General features: G+C 47.5%; 6 protein-coding genes, 1 tRNA gene and 1 pseudogene. 5 read left to right on the forward strand and 3 right to left on the reverse strand.

What is annotated here, in order from left to right:
• Positions 1-122 precede the first annotated feature (122 nt).
• Positions 123-848, reverse strand: a complete 726-nt coding sequence (gene avs3b / locus HZZ01_RS02550) for an AVAST type 3 anti-phage proein Avs3b (protein WP_179895377.1) — start codon at positions 846-848, stop codon at positions 123-125.
• The gene (gene avs3a / locus HZZ01_RS02555) at positions 790-7068 is read right to left on the reverse strand and encodes an AVAST type 3 anti-phage nuclease/ATPase Avs3a (protein WP_179895378.1); all 6279 of its coding nucleotides are present in this window, start codon (positions 7066-7068) and stop codon (positions 790-792) included. The genes avs3b and avs3a overlap by 59 nt, the downstream gene beginning before the upstream one ends.
• A 436-nt stretch (positions 7069-7504) precedes the next feature.
• Here avs3a and HZZ01_RS02560 point away from each other — a divergent pair.
• Positions 7505-8410, forward strand: a pseudogene (locus HZZ01_RS02560) (ArdC family protein).
• Between the two features lie 16 nt (positions 8411-8426).
• Here the strand turns inward: HZZ01_RS02560 and HZZ01_RS02565 are convergent.
• Positions 8427-8502, reverse strand: a tRNA-Asn gene (locus tag HZZ01_RS02565).
• 505 nt (positions 8503-9007) lie between these two features.
• On the opposite strand from HZZ01_RS02565, the gene HZZ01_RS02570 reads away from it, so the two are divergent.
• The 4 genes from HZZ01_RS02570 (at position 9008) to nac (ending at position 13870) form a co-directional block, all read left to right on the forward strand.
• Positions 9008-9931: a sugar ABC transporter substrate-binding protein gene (locus tag HZZ01_RS02570; RefSeq protein WP_179895379.1), complete on the forward strand. Its 924-nt coding sequence runs from the start codon at positions 9008-9010 to the stop codon at positions 9929-9931.
• A gap of 32 nt (positions 9932-9963) precedes the next feature.
• On the forward strand, positions 9964-11448 hold the full coding sequence (locus HZZ01_RS02575) for a sugar ABC transporter ATP-binding protein (protein ID WP_179895380.1): 1485 nt from the start codon (positions 9964-9966) through the stop codon (positions 11446-11448).
• Between the two features lie 23 nt (positions 11449-11471).
• Entirely contained in the window at positions 11472-12497 is a 1026-nt protein-coding gene (locus tag HZZ01_RS02580) for an ABC transporter permease (protein ID WP_175501452.1), read from the forward strand.
• A gap of 455 nt (positions 12498-12952) precedes the next feature.
• Positions 12953-13870: a nitrogen assimilation transcriptional regulator NAC gene (gene nac / locus HZZ01_RS02585; protein ID WP_090959775.1), complete on the forward strand. Its 918-nt coding sequence runs from the start codon at positions 12953-12955 to the stop codon at positions 13868-13870.
• The last annotated feature ends 238 nt before the right edge of the window (positions 13871-14108 follow it).

Genomic DNA, 14108 nt, shown 5'->3' on the forward strand with positions numbered 1-14108 from the left:
TGTATTCCGTCAATCAGCATTTCGTGCTCCCCAGAGCTTCATTCAGCATTCAGAACAGATAAAAAGTAAGATTGTTAAATTGTTGCCTTACTAAGCCGTACTAATCATTAAAATTAGTAATGTCAAAAAGTTGTATCATCTTCTGTTTGCGCATCTTCAATTGCTGGTAGGGCTTCAAGTTGTGATTTTAGTTGTACGTCTAACTGAGTGGCCAATGAAAGAAATGCTGCAAGTTTTTTTTGCCGTTTCTCTAAGATTCGCCTTTGCACATTATTGGGATTACTTTTGTTGGACGGATTGCCGCGTAATTGAAAAACACGAAATTCAATTAGATCGATATCTTCGTCTAACCCAGCTTTTTGTGCCAGTTCCACCCATTCTTGAGATTTATCAATAGCATTTTCTGCGGCTAAAGAAAGACAATAATCAATCAGGATTTTGGATGTCGAATCGATGCTTTCTGCGGTTTTTAACCATTTTTGTGACTCAGTAGATTCTTTTTCTATATTAGCTTGTCCTGGGTAGGGGAAGAAATATCTCGGTTGCTGATTTTCAGGGTCAAGACTTCTTAAAGCCCGTAGGATGGGCTCAAGTTCCTTAAATGGTTTATTACCAATCGGCAGTTCATAGCGGTTAGCCCAGAAGGCCCAAACAGAGTCCCTGATCTTCAACTGTTTCGCGATGCGCGCAGTTTCATCTGTGGTATTTTCTGCGTCGTAAATCAGTTCCGCGATATGGTGTGCCATCCAACGGCCTAATGTATCAACAGAGTCATTTAACGCAAGTTCTTCAACCAGCTTTTTCCCCAGCTTTATAATTGCCGTATAACGTTCTGAAGGTTCCGTCATGCTTGATGAGGAAGATTCTAGTACTTGTGGGGATATTCTCGAGCTCATCTTCATTACTCCGTCCATATCTGTCACTCCGCGAGTAGCGATTTACATCAACCTCTATAATGAGATCCATGTTTAATGTTGTTAACACGTTTTTGATAAAATCCACCGAGGCGCAAAGTCTGTAACCACTTGGTTTCTCGGTTTCATTTTTTTCTGATAGATGGCCCCATATACTGGATATCATATCTGGCTCGGTATTATGGGCTGAGAGCCACACTCTACGATCTTCATCCGTAGCCAATTTCATTGCTTTAATAATAAATGGTGCAGGCTCTGGCACTGGAAATTTCACATCGCCTGCCCAAGGATCGTATTCGTCAATCCCATTGTATTTATCGGTATCTGTGACCCATCCCTTTAATTGAAAAAGGGGATGTTTAATTTCCAAATGATCTCCTGCGTCAGGAATTTTGTAGTCATATGCATTTTCAGTAGTTTGCAATGCCCTAAGCAAAGAGAATGAACTTTCCGGTGATACAAGTGCAGTATAAACCGCGACAGATTCTCTTCTGTCAGAGCAGCTTTCTGACCAGTGCCCCCATACGGTCAACAATCCAGCAGCGGGATTTAGTGCTTTGTCAAAAATGTTTTCTGAAATTGATCCTAGCCATTCATTGAGATTACCAGAAGTGTCATTAATCCAGCTTGGCCTGATTTCGGGTTGTGGATCTCGCCGATCGGCTAACCAGCGCCCATCACTACGTGAAATATCATGCCTTTTTAGCCAATCCTGAAAAACGTCATCTATTTCATCGTAACGGCTATCCACTAATGGCTTGGTTGCCAATAGTTTTCCAGCCGAGATGAACATTGCATGGTAGGAGAGGTAAAAATGGTAATCATCAACACGTGGATAGGAACCATGGCTGTGATAATTATCTCTGTCTCGATAATAACGCCGTTTGTTCCGCTCATCTTCTTCCCAGTTACGGGTTCCTTTAAAATCAAAATCATCGCGAATAATGCGTAACATTTCGGGTTCAAGCTGTTTTTGAGATACTCCAAAACAGCGGCCTAAAGGTTCCAGCCAATATGGGCCAAAATCAATACCAAAAATGTATGAATCCTCGCCCACTAAACTTTCAGAGTCACTCACTGTTGGATCATACGTTGACCGGTTTATGTTGGAAAGGTTGTCTCTTTCTTGAGCGGTTATAGATATCAATCCAGCTTCATTAAGCGCGAGCAGGGCTCTGGCGGCAAAAAGGCGGATTAATACATGTGGTTGTTCAGTTGTCGCGTAGCGATAAAAATAATCGGTATAGGGTATCAGCGCTTTTCCGTCATATTGCGCGGCACGTGCAACAGCAATTAATAACCATAATTGAGCATGGAGGTTATAGAAGGGAAGATTGCGATCGCAAAAGGGCTGTGTTGAGCAATTTTCAGCATGTTGAAATATTGCTTGAAGCACTTCGGAACGTTCTAATCGGCAGAGCATAAAAACGGCATGAGCGGCTTCCCAGCGAACAGTTGATTCTGGCGACGCTAGCCTGGCCCATATATACCCCGCAAGAGAATCCTCTACCTGAGTTGGGGGAATTAATGTTGGTCCCCATGGACCATCACCATCTTCCTCTTTCAATACTTCATTGAATAAGTCCAGCCCATAAGATAGGACATTTAATGCTTCTTCTGGGGGCAACTTATTAACCAAAAGCCCTACTAGGCTAAACAGTTGTCGTGAATCTGATGGTTCTGGTGATTCAGATGTCGCATTTAGAACAATACTGATTAACTCATCTTCATTGAGCCCGGAAAGTTCGCTGGCAACCTTAAAAGGGAACACTTCGTAGTAGCGATGCTTTCTAATAAGCATGCAGAAACGCTGGCAGTAACTTTTGGTTACTGAAGCAATAGCTGTTTTTATGCTTAACCGGGTTGTCCATTCCTCAGGGATGGATTCAAGAAAAGCCCCGAAGCTATAAAGGCTGATCTCAGATAATTTACCAAAAGCGTTAATAAAGTCTTTTTCTTTGCCAAAACTAATACGAGTTATCGCCTCTTGAATAAATAACTCGGTTGAATAGAGATCAGGTTCATGACGGAAGTTTTGGTATGCAATAGAAATCCCTTGGGATGTAGATAAATCAAACATGTTGAAAACTCTTTGCCATGCTGCTTTAGATTTTTCGTCAGTTTCAGTGGTGTGGTCGCTTGTTGATTCCAAATCTGATCTGGACTGATCTTCAACTGAAATGTTTATATTAAGATCAGTGATATTTATTCCGATGGACAAAGCTATGGTTTTAATTCGTGTTAATTTTTCTGAACGCGGTGAGGTGAATTGGATGTAATTATAAACCCATTGAAAAAGCGTTTGTTTGTCCTGATCGCTTTTACATAAAGGCAGAGCAGCTATTAGTAACTTATCTTCGTCCCACTCTTCCCGGAAGGGGATTAATGCTGTTGCATCAAGTGGATTGATTTTATTTTTCTTTACTAGTTGTTCTATCGTTAACGCCAGTATACTTCGGTGATCACCAAACGTACGATCTCGCCAACGACTAATGATGGCCAGAGTGGAAGATGGGCATAATTCAGACAACGCTTTGATCGTATCGTTCCATGCGAAATGTTTATCACGATCAACATATTCTCGAGTTACTTCGGCACAGCGTGAGAATTTATAGGCCATTTCTGGTGATGCTATGTTTTTGTCGGCAATGTATTCCGCCAGATCAAGTAATGCTCCCCATCGTTCCAGATTTTCATCACCGAGTTTATTGGTGACTTCAATAGCGTGGTTAAAATATTCTTGAGCTTCTGACTTATCGAGTAAAATAAGCGATCTAGCTATATCGATATAGTTCTCAGCCTTGGTTTGTGCGTCAGTGTGGTCATCCTTCCACAAAGATAGTGCCTGTTGCGCGAAGATAAATGAAAATTTTTCAAGCCCAGTTATCTGCGAGCAAAGACGGGAAAATCTGTGCAATGTCGGTGTAAAGATCCTGTTGTCCTTATGTTGATACCATGCAGTGATTTGTTCGATATCAGCACAACTAATATCTCCGACTTCAGATAAAATATCGAACCAGATATTAGCTATTTCATCACTGCTAAAAGAATGCTCCGAGTATGAATATCCTTTTATTTCCGCTGATAACTTTTTTGCATCCGCGAGTTGATTGTCTAACTCAGCCTTGAATACTTTCCCTAAAAGAGCTTTAGCCCATAAGTTATACCAAGGAATTAACACACCACTATATTGCTTTAATTCGCGAAGTTCCTGTGATTCACTATGCTTTCTTTCAGCGTTTATCTCTTCAATGACCTTTTCAGATGCAATATCACTCAAACTTAATGGTGAGTTAGTTAATGTCGCGCGTAGCGCATACATTCGTATATATTGCACACGTTCTTTACTGTGTTTAGAGGACAGGGCATTCGGAGCGGATTGGGGTAAATAGCGGTTTAAAAGTGTTATAGCTTCGTTGTCATTACAGACATTAAGCTGTAGCGCCATTTCAATCATGCTGGTTATTGCTGCTATTTTCTGATTATCAAATGAGTATCTGATTTTGATTTTCAGATGAGAGCTAGCTAATAAACGATAGCCTCTCTTTATAGATTGTTCAGGTAATTGGTAATGGAATTTTCTGGCAATCAATACAATAGCTAAAATTAATCCAAGATCATTTCCTGCCGCGATAGATAACTGGTTCAGCTCTGTATAACGGCCGTGATCCAGTAATTGTTTGGCAATGATTATGCCGGCACTGAAAGATAATTCTCGAGGTCGCCATCGGCGAAGGCTTCTTGACGCTTCATCAGCCCCATGAATATTCAGATAGGCGATCGCCATAACAGCCCTGTCCTGAGCGGTTACGTTTTCTCTGCTGCGTTCATCATCGTTTAGTGAACTCCAATTATCTAACCATTCCAGAGCAATACGTAGTCGGCTACGGGCGTCACCAGAGAGCTCTGGAAATTCCGATAAAAGCGCAGAGTTATAGACGTTTTGTGACCCAACCCAACCAGTATCAGAAAAGGCACGACGTGAAATAAGCTCCTGAACACTGTGGCTGCCCATAAATTTTGCAGTCAGATCAAGATTATCCTGCAATAATTTTCGCTGCCTGCTGTCGCCTGCACTTTCTCCACCTGCTTTGAGCGCAAGTTTTGCCGCATCCTGATACTTCTCAAGGCGTAACGCAGCTTTCAGGGCGAACTGCAGTCTTTGAAGTTCAACATCTCGGCGTTCGATAGGACTCGTTTCTGGTAACCCTTGGGATGTCATTGCCAGAGTGACGAGTTCCGAAAATTGCCCAGCCTCAAGCATTAGCGGTGGTAATACTGACGCAGCGTAGGCACTATTTTTTGTTAATGGCGTCAGTCGGGCAATAAACTGACGAAGCTCTTTTTCTTTAGGGTGATATCGTTCCTGAAACCACGTTTCAGCAGGTTCATCAAAGAACTGGATAGTATCCCCATTGACGATTAGCGGCCGCCCAAGATCCAACGCAAAACTTTTTATTGCGGATTGATCAATTTCGGCGATGGCAGACAAAATAGCGATAGGAATGAGTGGGCGAAGTACCGCCAGTGCTGCACAAATAAAATCGATCTGCGTACGTTCTGTATGCCCAGTCGCATCTTTCAACTGGCCGATGGCGGCTTCGAGTACTTCTCCGATAGTATCTTCCACCGTTTTGGGATTAGGACCTAATAATCTCAATGTTTCTGGCAGTGATAAACGTCGCGAAAGTGACAGTGCCTGAACTCTGGGGTTATGAGAGCTCAGTCTATGGAATTCATCCACATCCTGCTCATTTGCATCCGGGAATATTCCACGCAGGTGTGCGGCAGTTTCGTTACGATCGAAAGGTTGTAACGTCAGGCTGGGCGTGCCGGGGCGTGGATCGAGCAGACTCTGCCTATGTGGTCTGCATAGTGCAACAATACAAACTCCTGAGGGAATATTCTCTCTGAGTAGATCTCTTATAAATGAACGTGATTCGTTGATTTCCTCTGCAGCCATTTGAGCATTATCTGCGGCATCAACAATAATGCACAATATTGCCTCAGGATGTGACGCTCGAAGCGTGGAAATTCCCTGAGAAATACGATGCATAAATGCACGCATATAGTGAGAAATGTCAGTACTGGCGTTCGGAATTAAAGGATGACATAGGCCATGTGACGCTATCTCATTGGCAATCTGCACTAATGCGGTTCGGTGGTGATGACGATAGGCCGAAGCATTGCGGTATTGTCCATTACCAAAGCAGTCATACAGAATACTGACTGACCCCTCAGGCAGGTGTTGATGAATGCGGGTTGAGAAAATTGATTTGCCTACACCTGCGTCAGCATGAACGATGATAGGTGAGTCCATAGACTCAACAATATTTTTGACGAGTGAAATCTCTTGTATTCGAGGTATCACATTTTCAATTTTCTCTATCAGACAAGGTGCGGGGAATAGATCTGTTTCGTCTACCCCTAACGCACGTAAAACATCCATTCTGGTAATCGCTGGATCTGATGCACTTTCTGATAGCGCCTTCCTAGTAATAAGTTCTTTTAGATTCAGTGGGGCTTGGGTGTCAAGATCAGGGAGATATCCGTTAGATTCTCTCAGGAGAATATTTCGCTGTTCCCAGTAACCATCCTGTCGTTCTTCAATGTGAAGCATTTGGCAAAAGGATACCAACCCTTGATCATCCAGACCTGTAAATTTTTTAAGTTTAGCAAGTTCGTCTGGATGGCGAGGAGGGTGTTGATTTGCCATATCGGTAATCGCTTCACTGAAACTAGTACTCACAGGACGGTTAGTGACAAACCATAATTCCAGCTTACTATGCAAGGATTCAGTAGGAAATCGCTTCAAAAGTTCTTTATAGCGTTTGGTGAATCCTTCTATCGTTTTCTGTAATCCGCTAGGGGGCCATGCTGTTTCAGCATGTAATGTTGAATGCTTCAATTGCATATATCTGACAGTAGTCGCTTGCTCGAACTCATTACTGCCATAGTATTCGGCAATATCAATGATCTCTTCGCCTTCCTCCACCGATGGTTGTGATCCCATTTCCGCTGTCGAAGCACCTTCAATTGTAATTGCAGCTAAAGACGCTTTAGGGTCTAACAATCGGAGGGCTCGGCGGGCAGCCCAAAGATAGTGAAATTGATCTCCATCCCTACTGGCTCGAACAAGCAAGCTGTCTGACATTGAAATGTATCCTTAGATTCCGATAGGCTTTTGGGATTATAACCCCTGATATTTTAAGTGACTATCTGCACGATGGAGTTGATGCGAAATAGACCTTAGCGGCGTAAACGCTCCCGTCTTAATCGGCACTGATGACCATTTATCTACGTTTATCACGAAGAACTAAAATCATTCGCCCAAACCCCAAACCCCAAACCCCAAACAATTTCACCTCTGCGAACCAAGGGGCGCTACGCCCGGCTATGCATGGGGCAGTTTTTTCTCCCGTGCGTTTTTCGTTCTTCTTATCTGCTTCCGCTTAATCGTTTCCCAATACAACCCGTCCCGCAAGGGTAAATGGCACGCATTCTCGGCCCTTGCTGGCCAGAACGATATAGAGAAAGCGACTGTCAGGCGATACGAAGGCGAAAATCGCACTACTGACGAAGAAAAAACCATAACGATTTCCCTGCATATCCAGACTGGCGCCCCTAATACCGCAGCGGCGACCAGCGGATCCCCGCTGGAGCAGTCAGGCTCCTCAAAAACGAAATTTTCTCAAACCAGAACAGATATTTATCAGACCGTCACCTACAACATCATTGCATCACTTGAGCCAGTGTAAAACCGTGGTCTTGCCCGTGGCAACGAGCGCCGGGCATGTCTGGGTTGCCTCCAACTTCGCAACCGATGGCGCGTATAGCGGACAAGTACGTATGGGAGAGCATGGCACTACCGCGATTCTCTATTCCATGTTGGAAAAGAAAAATGACGACGGAGAAACTTGCTATATCCCGATGCTGAAGACGTTCACCGTGTTTAATATTGAGCCAATTGACGGTTTGCCCCTGAGTGAGGAAGCAGTTTGCTCGGCAGAGACCTTTGAGTCGTTACCGCGTGCGGAAGCGCTTTTCCGTAAAAGCGGTGTAACCATCATTGAGAAGGGACAGAATGCCTTTTTTGTACCGTCAATCGACGAAAACCTTTTACCGAAACGATATCTGATTGCCAATACTGCCAATTTCTACGCAACTGGCCTGCATGAGCTTGTTCGCTGGAATGGGGTAAAAGTCGGCTGAACCTTGATATGAAAGGGAAATTTGGTAGTAAGGGGTATGCGTTTGAAGAGTTGATCGCAGAGTCGGGGATCGCATCCTTGATGGCAGAACTGTGGATTGATAGAAAGGTACAGCATGAAAGCTATATCACTTCCTGTCTGAAAGCACTGAAGAACGACAAACACTATATTTTCAAGGCTGCCAGTGCGGCGTCCATAGAGCATCTTTATTTGGTGGATAAAATCCAAGTCAGTAAGAGATTCACCAATCGTACCAAAGCAAAAAGCCCGCTCAAGTTTCCTTGAGCAGGCTTTTCTAATTTGGCTCCTCTGACTGGACTCGAACCAGTGACATACGGATTAACAGTCCGCCGTTCTACCGACTGAACTACAGAGGAATCGCTTGAACGGGGCGAATATTAGCGGCGCTAATCCCGCTTGTCAAAGCCCTGTTTACTGAATTGCGTTCAGATGCTCGTAAAAGCAGCGGATTGGTGATTTTTACCTGATTCTGCTGGATTTTCAAACTGCCAGCAGGATCTCACTTTGCGGGCATTTCTCAGTAGATGTTAGAGGCATGTCAAAGTTTTGTTATTTGCCGATGTTAAAACAAGCGTTTCAGTGCTTTTATGATAAAAATTTCAAAAAGAGATTAGATGGAATAAATAAACTGCTTATCATCACGTTCGTTATCATCGTCCGAAAATGAAAGCGCGTATTGAAACTAACTGTCGGTAGATCAAGTGATTGTGAAAAGGAGTGGTCGATCACAAAAATAGCCAGAACCTAAAGTCTTACCTCAAATTTCCCGAAACAGACGCCAGACAGGCTGGGTGAATGTAAAAGATATTTTTCATTCGCAGTCACAGCCGCTGAGCAAGTTAACAAATAAGAAGGGTCCCTATGAACATTAAAAAAACGATTGTCGCCTCACTGTTAGCCTGCATGTTACCTGCCGCGGTTATGGCAAAAGATATTTCCGTTGGCGTCTCGATGGCGCTGTTTGATGACAACTTCCTCACCATTCTGCGTACTTCAATGCAGAAAGAGATGCAGAAAGATGGCGTCAAAGGGCAGGTTGAGGATGCAAAGGGCGACGTTTCACAGCAGCTGCAGCAGGTTCAAAACTTCATCGGTCAGGGTGTTGATGCCCTGATCGTCAACCCGGTCGACACCAATGCGGTGAAACCGATTATGGATCAGGCGAGCAAAGCGGGGATTCCGCTGATCTTCGTAAACCGCCGTCCACAGGCTGAACTGACGGGCAAAATGGCCTATGTCGGTTCTGATTCAGAACTGGCCGGGCGCTTACAGATGGAAGCACTGGCTAAAGCAATGAACGGCAAAGGCAACGTTGCGATTCTGATGGGTGACCTTGCGAATGAAGCGACCCGCGACCGTACCAAGGGCGTGGAAGAAGTTGCGGCTAAATTCCCTGGTATCAAAATCGTGCAGAAACAGACTGCCAAATTTACCCGTAACGACGCGGTGGATGTGGTCAGTAACTGGATGACGGCGGGTGATCAGATCAATGCCATTGCCTCAAACAACGATGAAATGGCAATCGGTGCGCTGCAGGCCCTGGGTAAAAACCCGGACAAAATCCTGATCGCTGGCGTCGATGGTACCCCGGATGCGCTGCAGATGCTGAAGCAGGGCAAGATGGTCGCCACGGTATTCCAGGATGCGCAGGGTCAGGGTGAAGGTGCGGTGCAGACGGCAGTAAAACTGGTGAACGGTGAGAAAGTGCAGAAAGTGATCAACATCCCTTACCAGCTGATTACCAAAGATAATATGGAACAGTTTGCTAACCGTAACCTGAAATAATCGTTCCCGACCCAGCTGTACGGAGGTGATGTATGAACGCGTTTGCGCTTGAAGCCGAAGGCATCAGCAAGTTCTTCCCCGGCGTTAAAGCCCTCGACAATGTGTCGTTGCGGGTGCGTCCGGGAACGGTACATGCCTTGATGGGCGAAAATGGCGCGGGCAAATCCACTTTAATGAAGTGCCTGATCGGGATGTATCGTCCCGATCAGGGCACGATTAAAATTAAAGGGGAGCCAGTGCAGTTTCAGGACACGATGGACGCGTTGCGTTCCGGCATTTCAATGATCCACCAGGAACTCAATCTGGTGCCTTACATGACCGTCGCTGAAAATATCTGGCTGGGTCGTGAGCCGATGAGATTTGGTTTTGTCGATCACGCCCGCCTTAATCAGAAAACTCAGGAACTGCTCAACCGCCTGAATATTCGTCTGAAAGCCGAACAGATGGTGGGCGAACTCAGCATCGCGTCACAGCAGATGGTCGAGATTGCCAAAGCGGTCTCCTGGGATTCAGACATCGTCATTATGGATGAACCGACCTCAGCGCTGACGGAAACTGAAGTGGCGCACCTGTTTACTATCATTCGTGACCTGCGGGAGCAGGGCAAAGCGATCATCTACATCAGCCACAAGATGGATGAAATTTTCACCATCACTGATGAAGTCAGTATCTTCCGCGACGGCACCTGGATCGCCAGCGATCAGACGGCGAAATATACCCGCCAGTCGCTGATTACCCAGATGGTAGGGCGCGAACTGACCCAGCTGTTCCCGAAATTCAACAATGCCATCGGGGAAGAGGTGCTGACGGTGCGTAATCTCACCTGTAAGGATCGTTTCACCGATGTCAGCTTCAGTGTGCGCAGGGGGGAGATCCTCGGCGTTGCCGGACTGGTGGGTGCCGGTCGCAGTGAGGTGATGGAGAGCCTGTTCGGCATGGAGAGTTTCGACAGCGGCGAAATCTTAATTGATGGTGTTCCGGTGACGATCGACTCACCTTCAACGGCGATTGAAAAGGGCATGGCGTTCCTCACTGAGGACCGTAAAAAGTCCGGGCTGTTTCTGGTGTTATCGGTGATGGAGAACATGAGCATCGTCAACATGCCGGAGTACAGCGGCAAAAGCGGTTTTGTCAGCCATGTGAAGATGGCGCAGGACTGCATGGATCAAATCCGCCGCCTTAACATCAAAACCCCGACCATGGATCAAATCATCAACAACCTCAGCGGCGGTAATCAGCAGAAAGTCCTGATTGCCCGCTGGCTGCTGGCACAACCCAAGATTCTGATTCTGGACGAACCGACGCGCGGCATTGACGTCGGTGCAAAAGCGGAGATTTACCGCTTAATCAGTGAACTCGCCAACCGTGGCGTGGCTATCATCATGGTCTCTTCTGAATTGCCGGAAATCCTTGGCATGAGCGACCGGGTGATGGTGATGCACGGCGGGCGTATAACCGGCATCCTCAATAAAGAAGAAGCCGATCAGGAAACCATTCTGTCGTTGGCATCCGAGTGAGGCGCGAGAACACTATGAGCAATATGAAAGCCACTGCCACCCCGGCAGCCCCGCAGCAACCCTCTTTTTTTGCCAGCCTGCGTCATAAATTGCCGAAAGACACCGGCATTTTTGTGGTGATGGTGGGGATTGCGTTGATTTTTGAAATGTTCGGCTGGTACGTGCGTGACCAGTCTTTTCTGCTCAACACCAACCGTCTGATCCTGATTGTCCTGCAGGTGGCGATTATCGGGATTATCGCCGTTGGCGTAACGCAGGTCATCATCACTACGGGTATCGATCTCTCCTCGGGTTCCATCATCGCCCTTGCGGCGGTAGTGGCCGCGAGCCTGGCACAGACCTCTGACAGTCTGTCGCCGATGTATCCGTCGCTGGTAAATATGCCTGCGGTAATCCCTATTGCGGCTGGTGTTGGCGTCGGTTTGCTGGCGGGTGTGGTCAATGGTGTGCTGATTACCCGAACCGGTATTCCGCCTTTCATCGCCACGCTCGGCATGATGGTATCGGCACGCGGTCTGGCGCAGTATTACACCCAGGGCAATCCGATCAGCTTCCTTTCCGATGGCTTTACCTCAATCGGACAGGGTGCTATGCCTGTGGTGATTTTCCTGGTGGTGGCGCTGCTGTTCCACATCGCCCTGAAACACACCCGCTACGGTAAATATGTTTACGCCATCGGCGGCAACATGACCTCGGCGAAAGTCTCCGGTATCAACGTTAACAAGTATCTGATCATTGTTTACACCATTGCCGGCGCACTCTCTGGCCTGGCAGGTGTGGTACTGGCGGCGCGTGTCAGCAGTGGCCAGTCGAGTATGGGGATGTCCTACGAGCTGGATGCGATTGCCGCAGCTGTTATCGGCGGTAGCAGCCTGATGGGTGGCGTGGGACGGATCACCGGTACACTTATTGGCGCAGTGATCCTCGGCCTGATCAAAAGCGGCTTCACCTTCGTGGGTGTCGATGCGTATATTCAGGACATCATTAAAGGGATGATCATTGTGGCTGCGGTCTCTATCGACATGCACCGTAACCGTAAAAAACGTTAAGCAGCAGGCGTTGCCTTCTTCCACATGCGGGAGAAGGCAACGATGACTTTTTACCCTTCAGTATTTGTCAGCGATAAGAAATCCCGCTGATAACGGTTACATCATTACCCCCCTTCATCACGCTTCGCTTCAGGCCCCGCAGGCTTTCATCAGGTGCAATGCGTTTCCACTGCACTAAAACTGTACAGACTGTCATCACTTTTCTGCACGTCTGACTCGCAGCATCTGCACTATCACAGTGCGCCCGACACCGTCACCCAACCTGATGAGGCATTCCTGATGCTTATTAACTCTTAAGAGGTAATCAGAAACGCTTATTTTCCGGGCCGTTAGGAAAAATCTGGCTGGCGAAAAGCGGGTGTCATTTAAACCTGGCCTGCATCTTGCAAAATTTCCGTTATCAGGGCGATGGGATCAGACCCATTTCGCTATTCGGGGTGAGTGACGGAGGCAAGATGAATTTAAGACGACTGAAGTACTTTGTGAAAATCGTCGATATCGGCAGTCTGACGCAGGCGGCAGAAGTGCTGCACATCGCACAGCCTGCACTCAGTCAGCAGGTCGCGACGCTGGAGAATGAGCTGGATCAGCAATTACTGATCCGCACCAAGCGCGGCGTCACGCCAACGGAAGCCGGTAAGATTCTCTATGGCCATGCGCGTACCATTCTGCGTCAGTGTGAGCAGGCCCAGACAGCGGTCATTAACGCCGGTCAGGTGCTGAGTGGTCAGGTATCCATTGGTCTGGCACCGGGCACGGCAGCCTCATCGCTGACTATGCCGCTGCTGCAAACCGTCCGCGATCAGTTTCCTGAAGTGCTGGTCTACCTGCACGAAAACAGCGGCAGCGTGCTGAATGAGAAAGTGATGAACGGTCAGCTGGATATGGCAGTGTTGTACGATCGCGCACCGACTGCCGGCATCAACAGCATGCCGCTGATGAAAGAGGACCTCTTCCTGGTGGGTGCCACCGACTACCCGGGTGCCAGCGTGGATCTGGCCGATGTGGCGCAGATGAGCCTGTTCTTACCGCGTGACTACAGTGCCGTGCGCAAGCGGGTTGATGAGGCGTTTTCTCTGCGTCGCCTGAGTGCGCGAATCATCGGTGAGATCGAATCAATTTCAACCCTGACCTCAGCCATTTCCAGCGGCATGGGTGTCACCGTATTACCTGAATCTGCCGCCCGTTCGCTGGTGGGTTCAACGGATGCCTGGATGTCACGCATCAATAGTCCGTCACTGAGCCTGCCGCTGTCGCTGAATATCTCTGCCCGTTTACCGTTGTCGCCTTCCGCACAGGCAGTAAAAAATATCCTGCTGTCGCTGCTGAATAAACCGCTGAGCGAGGAGCGGGAGTTGATGTTAGTCGGTTAGAGGAGGCGCTTGCAGCGGGCTGGCAATTAAAAGGTTTCTCATTACAGCGTGTTAGCATTGAGCGGGTTACGCCCGCCAGGCGGTGGGCAGTTTCAGGTCGTCCGTGCAGGCGGACGCGTCAAGGGGCGGACGCCCGCCCCTTAACAATCCCGGCGTCCGGCTGCCTGCGCGCCCCGCTGTGCGGGGTGCCTTCGTCACGTCCTGCGGCCCACGGACCGTCCGGACGCGCCCTCCCTGG

Origin of the sequence: Pantoea sp. WMus005 (genome assembly GCF_013415305.1) — a bacterium.
GTDB classification, from domain to species: Bacteria; Pseudomonadota; Gammaproteobacteria; order Enterobacterales; family Enterobacteriaceae; genus Pantoea; species Pantoea rara.